General features: G+C 60.0%; 16 protein-coding genes. 6 read left to right on the top strand and 10 right to left on the bottom strand.

All coding sequences use genetic code 11. The annotated features are described in order from the left end of the window. Positions 1-140: 140 nt before the first annotated feature. A complete protein-coding gene (gene cfaB, locus BW33_RS02800; protein ID WP_047596937.1) occupies positions 141-1,328 on the top strand; it encodes a C17 cyclopropane fatty acid synthase CfaB in 1,188 nt (395 codons plus the stop codon). A 37-nt stretch (positions 1,329-1,365) separates the two neighbouring features. Here the strand turns inward: cfaB and cls are convergent, their stop codons facing one another. Further along, positions 1,366-2,805 carry a cardiolipin synthase gene (cls, locus tag BW33_RS02795; protein ID WP_047596935.1) on the bottom strand — a complete coding sequence of 480 codons (1,440 nt, stop codon included), beginning with the start codon at positions 2,803-2,805 and terminating at the stop codon, positions 1,366-1,368. Positions 2,806-2,936: 131 nt separating this feature from the next. Between cls and BW33_RS02790 the strand changes: the two genes are divergently transcribed. Next, positions 2,937-3,455 carry a DUF3617 domain-containing protein gene (locus BW33_RS02790; RefSeq protein WP_047596934.1) on the top strand — a complete coding sequence of 173 codons (519 nt, stop codon included), beginning with the start codon at positions 2,937-2,939 and terminating at the stop codon, positions 3,453-3,455. A 93-nt stretch (positions 3,456-3,548) separates the two neighbouring features. On the opposite strand, the gene BW33_RS02785 is transcribed toward BW33_RS02790, so the two are convergent. The 6 genes from BW33_RS02785 to folE2 are packed head-to-tail and all read right to left on the bottom strand — an operon-like array spanning position 3,549 to position 8,755. Continuing rightward, the gene (locus BW33_RS02785; protein WP_047596932.1) at positions 3,549-4,880 is read right to left on the bottom strand and encodes a dihydroorotase; all 1,332 of its coding nucleotides are present in this window, start codon (positions 4,878-4,880) and stop codon (positions 3,549-3,551) included. Positions 4,881-4,883: 3 nt separating this feature from the next. After that, entirely contained in the window at positions 4,884-5,444 is a 561-nt protein-coding gene (locus BW33_RS02780; RefSeq protein ID WP_047596931.1) for a gamma carbonic anhydrase family protein, read from the bottom strand. Then, on the bottom strand, positions 5,441-6,316 hold the full coding sequence (locus BW33_RS02775) for a metal ABC transporter substrate-binding protein (protein WP_047596930.1): 876 nt from the start codon (positions 6,314-6,316) through the stop codon (positions 5,441-5,443). Before BW33_RS02775 ends, BW33_RS02780 begins: the two co-directional genes overlap by 4 nt. Positions 6,317-6,327: 11 nt before the next feature. Beyond that, positions 6,328-7,194 carry a metal ABC transporter permease gene (locus BW33_RS02770; protein ID WP_047596928.1) on the bottom strand — a complete coding sequence of 289 codons (867 nt, stop codon included), beginning with the start codon at positions 7,192-7,194 and terminating at the stop codon, positions 6,328-6,330. After that, complete coding sequence (locus BW33_RS02765) at positions 7,194-7,862, bottom strand: metal ABC transporter ATP-binding protein (protein WP_047596927.1); 669 nt, start codon at positions 7,860-7,862, stop codon at positions 7,194-7,196. The genes BW33_RS02770 and BW33_RS02765 overlap by 1 nt, the downstream gene beginning before the upstream one ends. After that, the gene (folE2, locus tag BW33_RS02760; RefSeq protein ID WP_047596925.1) at positions 7,859-8,755 is read right to left on the bottom strand and encodes a GTP cyclohydrolase FolE2; all 897 of its coding nucleotides are present in this window, start codon (positions 8,753-8,755) and stop codon (positions 7,859-7,861) included. The genes BW33_RS02765 and folE2 overlap by 4 nt, the downstream gene beginning before the upstream one ends. Before the next feature lie 84 nt (positions 8,756-8,839). Here folE2 and BW33_RS02755 point away from each other — a divergent pair, with 84 nt between their 5' ends. Further along, a complete protein-coding gene (locus tag BW33_RS02755; protein WP_047596924.1) occupies positions 8,840-10,042 on the top strand; it encodes an N-acetylmuramoyl-L-alanine amidase in 1,203 nt (400 codons plus the stop codon). Here BW33_RS02755 and BW33_RS02750 read toward each other — a convergent pair. After that, complete coding sequence (locus BW33_RS02750; protein WP_047596922.1) at positions 10,039-10,416, bottom strand: hypothetical protein; 378 nt, start codon at positions 10,414-10,416, stop codon at positions 10,039-10,041. The two genes, BW33_RS02755 and BW33_RS02750, sit on opposite strands and share 4 nt — an antisense overlap. 233 nt (positions 10,417-10,649) lie before the next feature. Between BW33_RS02750 and zigA the strand changes: the two genes are divergently transcribed. Both zigA and BW33_RS02740 read left to right on the top strand, forming a co-directional pair. Then, entirely contained in the window at positions 10,650-11,855 is a 1,206-nt protein-coding gene (gene zigA / locus BW33_RS02745) for a zinc metallochaperone GTPase ZigA (RefSeq protein WP_047596921.1), read from the top strand. Continuing rightward, positions 11,855-12,505 carry a DUF1826 domain-containing protein gene (locus BW33_RS02740; protein ID WP_047596920.1) on the top strand — a complete coding sequence of 217 codons (651 nt, stop codon included), beginning with the start codon at positions 11,855-11,857 and terminating at the stop codon, positions 12,503-12,505. The genes zigA and BW33_RS02740 overlap by 1 nt, the downstream gene beginning before the upstream one ends. A 4-nt stretch (positions 12,506-12,509) precedes the next feature. Here BW33_RS02740 and BW33_RS02735 read toward each other — a convergent pair whose 3' ends face one another. After that, positions 12,510-12,866, bottom strand: a complete 357-nt coding sequence (locus tag BW33_RS02735) for a hypothetical protein (RefSeq protein WP_047596918.1) — start codon at positions 12,864-12,866, stop codon at positions 12,510-12,512. A 28-nt stretch (positions 12,867-12,894) separates the two neighbouring features. Here BW33_RS02735 and BW33_RS02730 point away from each other — a divergent pair, with 28 nt between their 5' ends. Continuing rightward, positions 12,895-13,866 carry a CobW family GTP-binding protein gene (locus BW33_RS02730; protein WP_047596917.1) on the top strand — a complete coding sequence of 324 codons (972 nt, stop codon included), beginning with the start codon at positions 12,895-12,897 and terminating at the stop codon, positions 13,864-13,866. Position 13,867: 1 nt separating this feature from the next. On the opposite strand, the gene BW33_RS02725 is transcribed toward BW33_RS02730, so the two are convergent. Next, positions 13,868-14,281 (bottom strand): DUF3301 domain-containing protein, encoded by a 414-nt coding sequence (locus BW33_RS02725; protein WP_047596916.1) that lies wholly within the window; start codon positions 14,279-14,281, stop codon positions 13,868-13,870. Positions 14,282-14,348: the final 67 nt, after the last annotated feature.

Here is a 14,348-nt window from a genome sequence, read left to right as displayed (position 1 = left end):
ATCTGGGCTGCAACAGTGGGTGCATGACGGCATGTAGGAGCGTCTGGAACGATAGTCTTGGCTAATTAAATCGATAGCCTGCTATTTTTCAAGGATGGTCTACCCTCAGATCTGACGTCTGAAACAAGGGGGGATTTTCCATGCTCGCGCAACTTCCACCGGCCTTACAGAATCTGCAGCTTCCGCTTCGCTTGCGACTCTGGGATGGCCATGAGTTCAATCTGGGGCCGACGCCCAGCGTCACCATTGTGGTCAAGGATCCGACGATGGTCACTCAGTTCACGCATCCAAGTCTCGACGCGCTGGGGGCGGCGTTTGTCGAAGGCAGGCTGGAGCTGGAGGGCTCGATCAGCGAGGTCATCCGGGTCTGCGACGAATTGAGCAGCGCCTTGCTCGATGAGGATGAAGACTCCCAGCCGGTGCGTTCGGTGCACGACAAGGAAACCGACGCCAAAGCCATTTCCTATCACTACGACCTGTCCAATGCGTTCTACCAGCTGTGGCTGGACAGCGACATGGCGTATTCCTGCGCGTATTTCGAAACTGGCAGCGAAACCCTCGAACAGGCGCAGCAAGCCAAGTTCCGGCATCTGTGTCGCAAACTACGTTTGCAGCCCGGTGATTATCTGCTGGATGTCGGTTGTGGCTGGGGTGGTCTGGCGCGTTACGCGGCGCGTGAATTCGGCGCCAAAGTGTTCGGCATCACCCTGAGCAAGGAACAGCTGGAACTGGCCCGTGAGCGGGTCAAGGCCGAGGCTCTGGAAGATCAGGTTGAACTGCAATTGCTCGACTACCGCGACCTGCCGCAGGACGGCCGTTTCGACAAGGTGGTCAGCGTCGGCATGTTCGAACACGTCGGCCACGCCAACCTCGCCGAATACTGCAAGGTCCTGTTCGGCGCGGTGAAGGAGGGCGGTCTGGTGATGAACCACGGCATCACCGCCAAACACACCGACGGCCGTCCGGTAGGACGCGGTGCCGGCGACTTCATCGAGAAATACGTGTTCCCCAACGGCGAGCTGCCGCATCTGGCGATGATCTCCGCCGAGATCAGTGAAGCCGGGCTGGAGATCGTCGACGTCGAAAGCCTGCGCCTGCATTACGCGCGCACGCTGGATCACTGGAGCGAGCGTCTTGAGGACAACCTCGAAGCGGCCGGGAAACTGGTGCCGGATCAGGCGCTGCGCATCTGGCGCCTGTATCTGGCCGGGTGTGCCTATGCGTTCGCCCGTGGCTGGATCAATCTGCATCAGATTCTGGCAGTGAAGGCGCATCCGGATGGCAGCCATGAACTGCCGTGGACCCGCGACGACATTTATCACCCCTGAGGCCTGACCGTTCGCTCATTCGAGAGCGAGCGGTCAGTCAAAGAATCGGTGAAATAAGCCGGGCGATCCGCATGCCGAGCTGTTGCAGGCGGTGGATTTCCCGGCTTTCTTCTTTGGCGACTTCATAAGCCTGCTCGAAATCATCGTTGAGCATACGTTCCACGTGCGCGGCGAACTCGCTGTCGACCGTCAGTAGCATCACTTCGAAATTCAGCCGGAACGAACGGTTGTCCAGATTGGCGCTGCCGATGGCGCTGATTTCGCTGTCGATCAACACCACTTTCTGATGCAGGAACCCCGGTTCGTAGCGGAACACCCGCACGCCAGCGCGCACCGCTTCGAATGCATACAGGCTGGACGCGGCGTAGACGATGCGGTGGTCCGGACGCGATGGCAGCAGCAGGCGCACGTCGACGCCGCGCAGCACCGCCAGACGCAACGCGGCGAACACGGCTTCATCCGGAATGAAGTATGGGCTGGTGATCCACACCCGCTCGGTTGCTGCGTGGATCGCTTCGACGAAGAACAATGAACAGGTTTCGTAGGCATCAGCCGGGCCGCTTGCCAGCAACTGGCAGAGCACGCCGTCCTCCGGGTAAACGTCCGGCAGGATCAGCGGCGGCAATGTCCGTGCAGCCCAGAACCAATCCTCGGCAAACGATTCCTGCATGCAGGCCACCACCGGCCCGCGCACCTGCACGTGGGTATCGCGCCAGGGCGCCAGCGGCGGCTTCTCGCCCATGTATTCATCGCCGACGTTGTGCCCGCCGACGAAGCCGAGTACGCCATCGACCACGACGATTTTGCGGTGGTTGCGGAAATTCACCTGGAAGCGATTGAGCCAGCCGCTGCGTGTGGCGAAAGCTTTGACCTCGACCCCGCCATCGCGCAGCGCCTGCACAAAACTGTGGGGCAGGGCGTGGCTGCCGATGCGGTCGTAGAGCAGATGAATCGCCACGCCTTCGGCGGCCTTCTTCAGCAACAGGTCGCGCAGTCGCTGCCCTAGGCGGTCATCATGGATGATGAAAAACTGGACCAGTACAGCTTCGCGCGCTTGATCGATGGCCTGGAAAATCGCTTCGAAGGTCGCGTGGCCATTCACCAGCAATTGCACTTCATTGTTCGCCAGGCACGGCATACGCCCCAGTTTGGGCATGGCGCGCAGCGAGGCGTAGGCCTTCGAGGCGCGGGCGGTTAGGGCTTCTTCGACCCACGGACGCCAGTTCAACTCGGAGATTGCCTGACGCATCTGTTCGTTGGCCTGGCGACGTGCCTTGATATAGCCGTCGAAGGTGCTACGACCGAAAACCAGATAAGGGATGAGGGTCAGGTAGGGAATGAAAATCAGCGACAATGCCCAGGCGATCGAGCCTTGGGCGGTGCGTACGGTCAGCACCGCGTGGATGGCGGCGATCAAGCCGAGGCTATGTATCAGGGCGATCAGATAACCGAAAATGTGCGGTCCAAAATAATCCATGGGGCAGCCTTGCTCCTGAAGACTCAATGCGTAACAGACCATGTTCCGTGGCGAATGTCGCTATTTAATTGGTGCATGAACCGAAGCAACCGGCCGACGTCTAACGGCCACTACTGATCAGGAGTTTTTCGATGAACGTTCGTCTGCTGAGTTTGGCGCTGGGCCTGGGTTTGGCAATGCCGGTGGTTGCGCAGGCGCAAATGCTGCAGCCGGGGCTGTGGGAAATGACCTCAAGCAACGTCAAGGTCGATGACCAGCCCATGGATGTGCAATCGATCCTTGGCCAGTTGCAAGGCCAGATGACTCCGCAACAGCGGGCGGCGCTGGAAAAGAACGGGATCAACATCGGCGGCAAGGGCATCCGTGCCTGCCTGACGCCGCAGCAAGTGGCGACCAACGATATTCCGCTGGCCGATCCGCAATCTGGCTGCAAACAGCAGATCACCGAACGCACCGGCAACCAGTGGAAATTCCGCTTCAGCTGCCCGAAAGCGCAAGGCACGGGTGTCGCGACGTTCCTCAGTGATCGTGAGTTCACCACCGTGGCCAACGGCACGTTCAACGCCATCGGGATCAACCAGAAGGGCAGTCTGGAAACCCGTGCGGTGTGGTTGGGTCAGGATTGCGGCACTGTGAAGCCAAGAGCTTAAAAGCTTCGCGAGCAAGCTCGCTCCCACAGGGCTGGCGCGATTCCCGTGGGAGCGAGCCTGCTCGCGAAGACGCCCTGTCAGACACCTGATCATTCAGCGCATAAACCGCAGCGGCAGGCCCTGACATCCTTCGTTGATGCGCTGCTCCCGCCAGGCAATCTGCCCCGACACCAATGTGGTATTCACCCGATAGCGGAAAGTCTTGTCAGCAAAAGGTGTCCACCCGCACTGCGACAGAATCGGCTGCCGCGACACTTCCAGAGCCGCTGGCTCAACCAGCACCAGATCGGCCCAATACCCCTCGCGCAAATAACCCCGATCCGGAATCGCAAACAGGTCCGCCACCCGATGGCTGGTCTTCGCCACCAACGTGGTGATCGGCAGCACGCCATCGGCCACCAGCTCCAACAGTGCCGGCAGGGCGTGTTGCACCAGCGGTAAACCGGACGGCGCTTCGGCATACGGGCGCTGTTTTTCCGCCCAGGTATGCGGTGCGTGATCGCTGCCGATCACATCCAGTCGATTGCTCAGCAGCGCTGCGCGCAAGGCATCGCGATCGGCTCGGGTCTTGACCGCCGGATTGCACTTGATCAGGTTGCCGAGGGCTGGATAGTCGCGGTCATCGAACAGCAGGTGATGCAGGCAGACTTCAGCCGTGATGTGTTTCTGGGCGAGCGGCTTGTCCTCGAACAACTCGAGTTCGCGAGCGGTGGTCAGGTGTAAAACGTGCAGGCGGGTGCCGTGACGTCTGGCCAGTTCCACCGCCAGCGAAGAGGATCGGTAGCAAGCCTCGGCATCGCGAATCAGTGCATGAATATTCGCCGGCAGGTGTTCGCCGAGGCGTTCACGCAGACGTGTTGCATTGGCCTCGATGCTCGGCGTGTGTTCGCAATGGGCCAGCAGAATCGTCGGCACTTCGGCGAACAGACGCTCGAGAGTCTTCGGGTCATCCACCAGCATGTTGCCGGTGGACGCACCCATGAACACTTTGACCCCGGCCACTTCGCAAGGGTTGAGTGCGGCGACGGTGTCGAGGTTGTCCTGACTGACACCGAAGTGGAAGCCATAGTTGGCCACGGAGTTAATCGCCGCCCGGCATTTCTTATCCGCCAGCGCTTCGAGGGTGAGGGTGGCCGGCTGGGTGTTGGGCATGTCCATGAAACTGGTAATGCCGCCCGCCACCGCTGCGCGCGACTCGGTGTGAATACTGCCCTTGGCCGGCGCTCCCGGTTCGCGAAAATGCACCTGATCATCAATCATCCCCGGCAACAGCCATCGGCCATTGGCGTCGATTTCCACACGGGCATTTTCACCGTCGATGCTGCGCGCGATCTTGACGATGCGGCCATGGCTGACCAACAGATCGCCGTCGAACTCGCGTCCTTCATTGACCAGTCTGGCATTGCGAATCAGCACGCTGCTCATGATTCAGAACTCGTTCTGCAAGGCTTTGTAGCCGCGCACCAGATCGACGTTGGTGCGCGCCACGTCTTCGGAAAACTCCGAGGCGCTGACACTCACCGGCGGGAATTGCGAGAGGTCGGTGTTGGGGCCGATACGGGTGGTGGAGGGCACGTAGAACGCGTCCGGCAAATCGCGGCCATCGACCACCGAGTTGTGCCGCACCACACAGCCGTCACCGACCACGCAATTGAACAGCACGCTGTTGAAGCCGATGAACACCCGGTCGCCGACCACGCACGGGCCGTGCACGATCGAGCGGTGAGCGATCGAGGTGAATTCGCCGATGGTCACGGCAGCGCCGGATTTGGAATGAATCACCACGCCGTCCTGGATGTTCGAATTGGCGCCGATGGTGATTGGCTCCATCGTTCCTGAAGCATCTACTTCATCGGCGCGGATCACCGCGTAGGGGCCGACGAAGACGTTCTCGCCGATGACCACCTTGCCGCAGATGATCGCGGTTTTATCGACGTAGGCCGACTCGGCAATGTGCGGCAGATCGCCGGAAGGATTTTTGCGGATCATGGTTGGCTCAGCGCGTCGTAAAGGGTGTTGAGGTTGTATTCGAACAGTCCGGTAAAGGTGCTGGCCGGGCCACTGGCGGCGAGGGCATCGGAGTACAACGTGCCGCCGATGTGCGCGCCGCTTTCCTCGGCGATCTGCTTGAGCAGGCGCGCGTCCTTGATGTTTTCCATGAACACCGCTTTGACCTTGGCCTGACGGATCTGCGTGATCAGCGCGGCGACTTCGGCAGCCGAAGGTTCACGCTCGGTGGACAGACCTTGCGGCGCCATGAAGTCGATGCCGTAGGCCTGGCCGAGATAACCGAAGGCGTCGTGGCTGGTGACGATCTTGCGATTGCCCGGTGGCAGCGAGCCTAGCTTGGCCTTGGCTTCGGCGAGCAGGGCATAGATCTGTTTCAGGTAGGTCTGGCTGTTGCGTTGGTAGTCGGCCTTGTTCGCCGGATCAGCGGCGATCAGCGCCTTGGTGATGTTGGCGATGTACAGCTCGGTATTGGCGAGATTGTGCCAGGCGTGTGGGTCGGGGATGGTCTCGCCGTCCTCCTCCAGCGAGCGTGGAATCACGCCATGACTGGCACTGATGACAGGGGCTTTGGTCTCGGTGCTGGTCACCAGGCGATCGAGCCAAGGCTCGAAACCCAGGCCGTTCTTGATGATCAGTTTGGCTTTGAGCAGCGCTTTGGCATCGTCCGGTGTCGGTTCATAGGTGTGCGCGTCGGCGTCCGGGCCGACCATGTTGGTGATCTGGATATGCTCGCCACCCACCTGGTGAACCATGTCGGCGAGGATGCTGAAGCTGGTGACCACCGGCAATTTTTCCGCCGCCGACAACGACATCGACAGCAGCAGGCTGAACAACACAAGTAGAGCGCGCATCGGGAAACACCTCATTGGGATGTGAGCAAAGGCGGGCGGCGCAGCAAGCCGTGCACCGGTCCGAACACCACGGACAGCAGATAACCGATACCCGCGACCAGCACGATCGCCGGGCCGCTGGGCAGCGAGTAATAGAACGAGATCAACAATCCACACCACACCGAGAGGCAGCCGATAAGCGCCGAGATGGCAATCAGGCTCGGCAGGCGACGACTCCAGAACCGTGATGCGGCGGCGGGCAGCATCATCAGGCCGACCACCATCAAGGCGCCGATGGCCTGGAAACCGATCACCAGATTGAGCACCACCAAGGTCAGGAACACGCCGTGGGCGAGAGGGCCGAGGCGGCTGACGGTTTGCAGGAATAATGGGTCGAGGGTATCGAGCAGCAGCGGTTTGTAGATGAGCGCCATGGCAATCAGGCTAAAGGCCGAGACCCATAACATGCCGTGGAGCGTAGGGCCGTCGACCGCCAGTGCCGAGCCGAACAACAGGTGCAGCAAGTCGAGGCGTTTGCCGGCGATGCCAAGAATCAGCACGCCACTGGCGAGCGAGATCGGGTAGATCGCAGCGAGGCTGGCGTCTTCGCGCAGGCCGGTGCGACGGGTAATCCAGGCGGCCAGTCCGGCCATACCCAGGCCGGCACCCAGACCACCGAGGGTCAATGCGGGCAGGCTCAGACCGGCGAACCAGAAGCCCAATGCCGCGCCGGGAAGGATGCCGTGGGCGACGGCGTCACCGATCAGGCTCATGCGCCGCAGGATCAGGAATACGCCGAGCGGCGCTGTGCTACAGGCCAATAACAGTCCGCCGACCAGCGCTCGGCGCATGAACATGAACTCACTGAACGGTTGCCAGAGCTGGGCGACGGTGAGCATCAGGCTACCTGCATGTTGGGTGTTTGCTGGATCAGTTCAGTACTGGGTCCGAACACGCATTCGCGGTTTTTGATCAGCAGTGTCTGCGGGATGTGTTGACGGACGGCGGCGAGGTCATGGCAGACCATCAGCAGTGTCCGTCCTTCGGAGTGCCAGGCGTGGATGTGTTGCCAGAGCAATTGCTGGCCCAGTTCATCGAGCGCGGCGTGGGGCTCGTCGAGCAGCAGCAACGGGGCGTCGGTCAGACTCAAGCGGGCGAGCAGGGCGCGTTGCAGCTCGCCACCGGAGAGGGCCATCAGCGGACGCTGTTCCAGACCGCCAAGGTGCCAATTTTCCAGGGCGTTGGCGAGTCGTTGTGCGCGCAGTTGTGTCGACAATCGACGCCCCCAGAAACCCGCGGCCACCAGTTCTTCGAGGCTGATGGGGAACTGCCGGTCAAGGTGTTGCTGTTGCGGCAGGAACGCCAGGCCGCCCTGGCGTGGAACACCCAGTGCGACTTTTCCCGATAACGGCTTCTGCAATCCGGCGATGACTTTCAGCAAGCTGCTCTTGCCGCAGCCGTTGGCGCCGATGATGGCGCTGAGGCTGCCGTGCTCCAGCGAGAGGGTCAGTGGCAAAGTCAGTGGTTGGCCGGGTGCGCCCCAACTCAGGGTTTGGCATCGGATCATGCGAGTTCTCGGTGCCAGTGGCTTTCAGCGACAGCGTCGTGGGCGTGCAGGCTTTCGGCGTGGATCACTCGCAGATGGAAGCCACTGACCCCGGGGGAGCGACGCAGGGCCAGATTGAGTCGTCGCGCGGCGTCTTCGCAGAACATCAGGTTCTGTCCATTGGCCAACGCGAAGGCTTGTTCGTCGGCACGTTTCACGGCGGTTTGCACGGCGGTGCCGAGCGCCGCTTCGGCGTCACTGATGATCACACTCAGGGGAAGCTCGTCGATGAACTCGTCGAGGTGTATATGCAGATGCGCGGTGCTGCGTTGGCTGTGCGGGGTGGCGACAATGCCTTGGCTTGATCCAAGCCAGGTCAAAACTTCGGCATGTTGCAGTGGCTTGTTGGCGAAATCATCGATGAATTGTTGCTGAATCAACTGCCGCGCCAACGCTGCTGAGCAGGGGCAAGTTGAGGAGTAGGGAAGATCAACTTTCAGTTCCACGTGGAACACTTCGTTTTTCAGACTCGCTGAAATGCTCACTGGGTAGCTCTTCCAACCGGCCAGAGGGCTGACTAACGCAGGCCTTTTCAGCAGCACTTCGCAGTGGATTTTCAGGTAGGCGCTGTTGGATAAACCATCGTGGCTGGCCAGAAAATCCTCGAGAACCTGGCGTAATAAGGAGGGAGAGAGGTCCTGCCGCTCAAGTGCCGCCAGTGCGAGATATAGCCGCGACATATGAATGCCGCGCGCCTCGCCATCATCGAGACTCACGCCGGCATCTGCTTTTGCGCTCAGACGTTGGCCTTGCAATAAAACAGGCAGAGCAATGCCGCACATTCCCACCCAATCAAGCGGTAATGCCTGGCGAGCGGCCTGAGTCGCAATATCCGGAAGTGTCAGCGAATTCATGTTCGGGACCATCGTGTTAATTGAATTGAATGTTACATTATAACAATTCAAATCACGATGCCTTTTTCATGAACGGGTTTTCATATGCACCGACGTCATCTGCTCAACCTACTTCTGGCCAGTACGGCTTTGGCTTTTCCCTTCACCGTTTCGGCCACGCAAATTCGCAATGCGCGCCTCTGGCGTTCGGATGACAAGGTGCGATTAGTGTTCGACCTTAGCGGTCCGGTGCGCTACAAAACCTTCTCCCTGAGCGCTCCAGAACGTTTGATCATCGACCTTTCCGGGGCGAGTTTGAGTGGCGATTTCAGTCAATTGACGCTTGCCGACACTGCGATTCGTTCCATTCGATCAGGGCACTTTGGTCAGGGTGATACACGGATCGTTCTCGATCTGAACCATCCGGTGCTATTGAACAGCTTCCTTTTGGCGCCTCAAGATGGCCAAGGACACCGCTTGGTGCTTGATCTGGTGAGCGCCAAACAGGCATCGAGTCCGGTAATGGTTCCACGTGAAACAACTTCGAATCAGGCTCACCCCAAGCGCGACATCATCGTTGTCGTTGATCCCGGGCACGGCGGGAAAGACCCAGGTGCAGTCGGCGCCAAGGGTGAGCGGGAAAAGGATGTGGTGCTCTCCATCGCGCAATTGCTCGCCAAACGCCTGAAAAAGGAGAAAGGCTTCGACGTCAAACTGGTGCGCAATGACGACTTCTTCGTGCCGCTTCGCAAGCGTGTGGACATCGCGCGTCAGCACAAGGCCGACATGTTTATCTCGGTGCACGCTGATGCGGCACCGCGTCTGACGGCGTCGGGAGCGTCGGTATATTGCCTTTCCGAAGGTGGTGCGACGTCAGCGACTGCACGCTTCATGGCACAGCGGGAGAACGGCGCGGATCTGCTGGGTGCGACCAGTCTGCTCAATCTCAAGGACAAGGATCCGATGCTCGCCGGTGTGATCCTCGACATGTCGATGAACGCTACCATCGCCGCCAGTTTGCAACTCGGCAGCACCGTTCTCGGCAGTCTGGCGGGCATTACCACGCTGCATCAGAAACGCGTGGAACAGGCAGGGTTTGCCGTGCTGAAGTCGCCGGACGTGCCGTCGATTCTGGTGGAAACCGGCTTCATTTCCAACGCCCGCGACAGCCAGCGACTGGTCACGACTCGACATCAGCAAGCTGTGGCGGATGGTTTGTTCGAAGGGCTGCAGCGTTACTTTCAGAAGAATCCACCGGTCGACAGCTATATCGCCTGGCAGCAGGAGCACCAGAAAGCGCAGGTTTAGCAGCCAGTGATCCGGCTGCAGGTGAACTTCGCGCTACTGCCACCAGAACTGGAAAATTGATTGATTGTCGTCCAGCCGACGCGACGGGTGTAGCCCACCCAGGCTTCTCCGTCAGAGGCGATCCCTGTGAAGAACGTCAGTTGGCCGAAGCGACTGTTGGTCTGCGCCCAGTAGCGATTGCCGTCCTTTTCAAAGCCTCGCAGGTAAATCGTGCTGCCCACCGTGTTCACGCTGTAGGCATTGCCCTGCGCGTCGATGCAGGCCAGCAGATTGGCGCTGCGTGTGCAGTTGGCGAGCGCGGGAATTTGCGCCCAGGCATTGGCGCCCGACAGCAACGCAAGACTCAGCAGCGAGCATTTCAGGAGAGTTTTCATCTCGGTTTCCGATGGGCAGATTGCGTGCAGCTTCCTGCTCTTTATCGGTTCGGGCAAGAGCGGGGCTGGCTTATGTTTATTGTTATACTATAACATAAGGTTGAAGTTGAGCCTGAGCGCGTCGATTGCAAGCGTCCGCTTCTGCCATATCGCTGTTTTTAAGCCCTGGAACGCGGTGCGCTACGCCTAACCATCAAAACGCACATCGGCCACCATCTGATGAGGATTATCCAATGTCATCTCCACTTCCAGTGACCGTTCTTTCGGGGTTTCTCGGCGCCGGGAAAAGTACACTTTTGAATTACGTACTACGTAATCGAGAAGGCCTGCGCGTTGCGGTCATCGTTAACGATATGAGCGAGATCAACATTGATGGCAGCGAAGTCCAGCGCGATGTCAGCCTTAACCGTGCGGAAGAAAAACTGGTGGAGATGAGCAACGGTTGCATCTGCTGTACGTTACGCGAGGACCTGCTCGAAGAAGTCAGCAAACTCGCCCGCGAAGGAAGATTCGATTACCTGCTCATCGAATCCACCGGGATTTCCGAGCCGCTGCCGGTCGCCGAGACGTTTACCTTCCGCGATGAACACGGTCAGAGCCTGGCCGACGTCGCGCGGCTCGACACCATGGTCACGGTAGTCGACGGTGTGAATTTCCTCCTCGACTATCAGGCTGCCGAGAGCCTCGCGTCCCGCGGCGAGACCCTGGGCGATGAAGATGAACGCTCAATCACCGATCTGCTGATCGAACAAATCGAGTTCGCCGACGTACTGCTGATCAGCAAGATCGACCTCATCAGCCGCCAGGAGCGCGAAGAGCTGATGGCAATCCTCAAGCGCCTCAACGCCCAGGCGGAAATCATCCCGATGGTGATGGGCGAGGTGCCCCTGGAGAAAATCCTCAACACCGGGCATTTCGATTTCGAGAAAGCTGCTCAGGCCCCGGGTTGGTTGCAGGAGTTGCGCGGTGAGCACGTGCCGGAAACCACGGAATACGGCATCGCCTCGACGGCCTACCGCGCACGCCGCCCGTTCCATCCGCAGCGCTTTTTCGACTTCATTGATCGTCCATGGCCGAACGGCAAACTGCTGCGCTCCAAAGGCTTCTTCTGGCTCGCCAGCAAACCCTGCGACGCAGGCAGTTGGTCGCAGGCTGGTGGTTTGATGCGCCATGGTTTCGCCGGTCGCTGGTGGCGTTTCGTACCGAAAAACCAATGGCCGCAGGATCAGGAAAGTACTGCAGCAATCATGGAAAACTGGACACCGAGTGTGGGAGATTGTCGTCAGGAGCTGGTGTTCATCGGCCAGAACATCGACTTCGTACAGCTCAAGTCGGAGCTCGATGGCTGCCTGCTGACTGACGAAGAAATGGCCGATGGCGTAGACGGTTGGCGCAGGCTGCCGGACCCGTTCGGGCCTTGGCACGACGAGGCTGCCTGATGCTCGCACTCAAATTGCAGCAAAACCGGACGCGCCATCAGCATCAGGGGGCGACGCCGAAAACGCTGGCGCGTATCCTCGAAGACGACGTCAATCTCGCGGTCTGGCAGCGCCAACTGCCGCTGCACATCGCCGATTTCGCAGAGTTGCTGCTGTCGCTCAACGAGCCTTTGGCGGAAGCGCTGTGCATCGAATTGCCGAATGAAGACGCCGATCCTGATCTGAAAGGACTGGCCGCCGGGTTCCGTGATCTGCAAGGCTACGAAGGCTTCATCGCTGACCTGCAATGGCTGGTGAGTGCCTTCGCCTGTCTGCTGGGCGCTCGCCGCATCGGTTTGCGCCTGCGGGTGTTGGATAAAGCCATGTGTCCACGTTTCCATGCCGATCATGTGCCGGTGCGATTGATCACCACCTATGCCGGGATTGGCAGCCAATGGCTCAAGGAGGGCGTGATGGATCGCGAGCAATTGGGCCAGGCCAACGCCGAGCCACACGGCATGAGCCAAATCCAGCAACTCAAGCGTGGTGATGTGGCGCTATTGAAAGGTGAGAAGTGGCATGGCAATGAAGGCTCTGGCCTGATTCATCGCTCCCCGCAACCGGCGCCGGGTGAACGTCGTCTGCTGCTGACCCTCGACTGGCTCGGCTGACGGCTCAAGGCTTGAGCCACTTGCCCTGGCTCTGGCCTTCGCAGTACGGCTGTAAATACGCCGCGTCGGAGGCGACGCCGTAATAGTGGATATCCTGGTGATAGGGCATATTGGCGACTTGCGCGTTGCTGCACACGCCGAACGCGCCGCTCGGGCATTGATCGACGTACTGCACCTCGACTTTCTGCCCGGCCAGAGTCGGTTGGCAGAAGCCGTCGCTGAACAGCTTCTGGGGAATATTGCGGTTCTGCTGGCAGACTTTAACGTCGAGTCGCTCACCCTGGCTGTGCACCACGCAAGCCTGGGCCCATGCTTCGCTCGACAGCAGCATCAATAGCAATGACCATCCCATCCAACGCATGTCCAATCTCCTAAGAAAACTCCCCGTCATGTTGCAGAACATTCCTACCCATGTCATCGCCGGCCCTTTGGGCGCCGGCAAGACCAGCCTGATTCGCCAGCTCATGGCCCAACGGCCGGACGGCGAGCGCTGGGCGGTGCTGATCAACGAGTTCGGTCAGATCGGCCTTGATGCTGCGTTGCTGACCCGCGACGCCGATGGTATCGCACTGGGCGAAGTCGCCGGAGGGTGTCTGTGTTGCGTGAATGGTGCGCCGTTTCAGATCGGCCTCGGCCGTTTGCTGCGCAAGGCCAGGCCGGATCGGCTGTTCATTGAGCCGTCCGGACTGGGCCATCCGGCGCAGTTGCTCAAGCAGTTAAGCGAAGCGCCGTGGTTGGGTGTGCTGGCGCTGCAGCCCTGTGTATTCGTGCTGGATGCCCAGGCGCTGGCAGCCGGGAAACCGTTGCCGCCCGCTCAGCAGGAGGCTTTGGGCAGCGCCGGTCTGCTGTTGCTGAACAAGGCAGAAAGTCTGGATGAGGCTGCACGGCAGACCATCGCCGAACGTTTGCCGGCAGTCAAACTGATCTGGACGCAGCAGGCGCAACTGTCTTTACGCGAGTTGCCGGGTGTGACGGCGCAAGCAATGGCGGGTGTGGATAGCCTTGTTGTGCCGCAGGGGTTGGGACCGATTCCGGCGCTCTGGAGCGACCCGGCATCGCCGATCTGCCTGAGTCAGGCACAAGAGGGCGGTTGGAGCATCGGCTGGCGTTGGCACCCGGGGCAGACGTTCGATACGCAACGTCTGAGCCAATGGCTGCAGAGCCTGAACTGGCGGCGGGCGAAACTGGTTATCCACAGCGCTGGGGGCTGGGTGTCGGCCAATGCCGTGGATAACTCTGAACTGGATTGGCAACCCAGCGAGTGGCGACGGGATTCACGTATAGAGCTGATCTTTGCCGATGCGCAACGTATCGATGATTTGCAGTCAGGCATGGCGCAATGCCGGGTGCAGGCGGGTTAGCTCAAGGCTTCCACTTGTTGTGTTCCTGACGCCACTGGCTCAACTCGATCACTTCGGCCCGTGGGCGGGTAACTTCGACCACCGGCGGCGTATCGTCGAACGGCGCCGGGTAGGGCGCCAGCTCGATCTGTGCGCTGTGCGCGCCAAACTGGGTGACGGTGCCGTTGTGCCGGGTTTCGCCGGTCACAGTGAACTCGAAGTTATAGACCCGGGCCAGGCGCCGACGCCCGCTGGCATCCTTGATCAGACCGATTTTTTTCAACGCGACGTTACCGTCCAGCAGTTCGACGCCGACGTTGAGGCAATGCTGCTTGACCCGCTCCAGCGCCCGCTCGCGCAAGCCGTGGTTGTGCCATAACCATGCGCCGGCAGCGGCGAACAGCATCAGCACGAAGATGTTTTCGAGGGTCAGCATCAACAGGAAACTCCAAAAGATAAGCTCAGCTTAACTGCGTCGCCGGTCTGTCGTACAGGCTGTGTTT

It is taken from the genome of Pseudomonas sp. RIT288, assembly GCF_000631985.1.
Classification (GTDB): domain Bacteria; phylum Pseudomonadota; class Gammaproteobacteria; order Pseudomonadales; family Pseudomonadaceae; genus Aquipseudomonas.
This window is presented reverse-complemented; position numbering and strand designations above follow the sequence as displayed.

Coding starts and splice junctions, on each gene's coding strand:
- BW33_RS02750 (WP_047596922.1), bottom strand. CDS start 10,416: ATGAAAACTCTCCTGAAATGCTCGCTGCTGAGTCTTGCGTTGCTGTCG.
- BW33_RS02780 (WP_047596931.1), bottom strand. CDS start 5,444: ATGATCCGCAAAAATCCTTCCGGCGATCTGCCGCACATTGCCGAGTCG.
- BW33_RS02755 (WP_047596924.1), top strand. CDS start 8,840: ATGCACCGACGTCATCTGCTCAACCTACTTCTGGCCAGTACGGCTTTG.
- cls (WP_047596935.1), bottom strand. CDS start 2,805: ATGGATTATTTTGGACCGCACATTTTCGGTTATCTGATCGCCCTGATA.
- BW33_RS02740 (WP_047596920.1), top strand. CDS start 11,855: ATGCTCGCACTCAAATTGCAGCAAAACCGGACGCGCCATCAGCATCAG.
- zigA (WP_047596921.1), top strand. CDS start 10,650: ATGTCATCTCCACTTCCAGTGACCGTTCTTTCGGGGTTTCTCGGCGCC.
- BW33_RS02725 (WP_047596916.1), bottom strand. CDS start 14,281: ATGCTGACCCTCGAAAACATCTTCGTGCTGATGCTGTTCGCCGCTGCC.
- BW33_RS02775 (WP_047596930.1), bottom strand. CDS start 6,316: ATGCGCGCTCTACTTGTGTTGTTCAGCCTGCTGCTGTCGATGTCGTTG.
- BW33_RS02765 (WP_047596927.1), bottom strand. CDS start 7,862: ATGATCCGATGCCAAACCCTGAGTTGGGGCGCACCCGGCCAACCACTG.
- BW33_RS02770 (WP_047596928.1), bottom strand. CDS start 7,194: ATGCTCACCGTCGCCCAGCTCTGGCAACCGTTCAGTGAGTTCATGTTC.
- BW33_RS02785 (WP_047596932.1), bottom strand. CDS start 4,880: ATGAGCAGCGTGCTGATTCGCAATGCCAGACTGGTCAATGAAGGACGC.
- BW33_RS02730 (WP_047596917.1), top strand. CDS start 12,895: ATGTTGCAGAACATTCCTACCCATGTCATCGCCGGCCCTTTGGGCGCC.
- folE2 (WP_047596925.1), bottom strand. CDS start 8,755: ATGAATTCGCTGACACTTCCGGATATTGCGACTCAGGCCGCTCGCCAG.
- BW33_RS02790 (WP_047596934.1), top strand. CDS start 2,937: ATGAACGTTCGTCTGCTGAGTTTGGCGCTGGGCCTGGGTTTGGCAATG.
- BW33_RS02735 (WP_047596918.1), bottom strand. CDS start 12,866: ATGCGTTGGATGGGATGGTCATTGCTATTGATGCTGCTGTCGAGCGAA.
- cfaB (WP_047596937.1), top strand. CDS start 141: ATGCTCGCGCAACTTCCACCGGCCTTACAGAATCTGCAGCTTCCGCTT.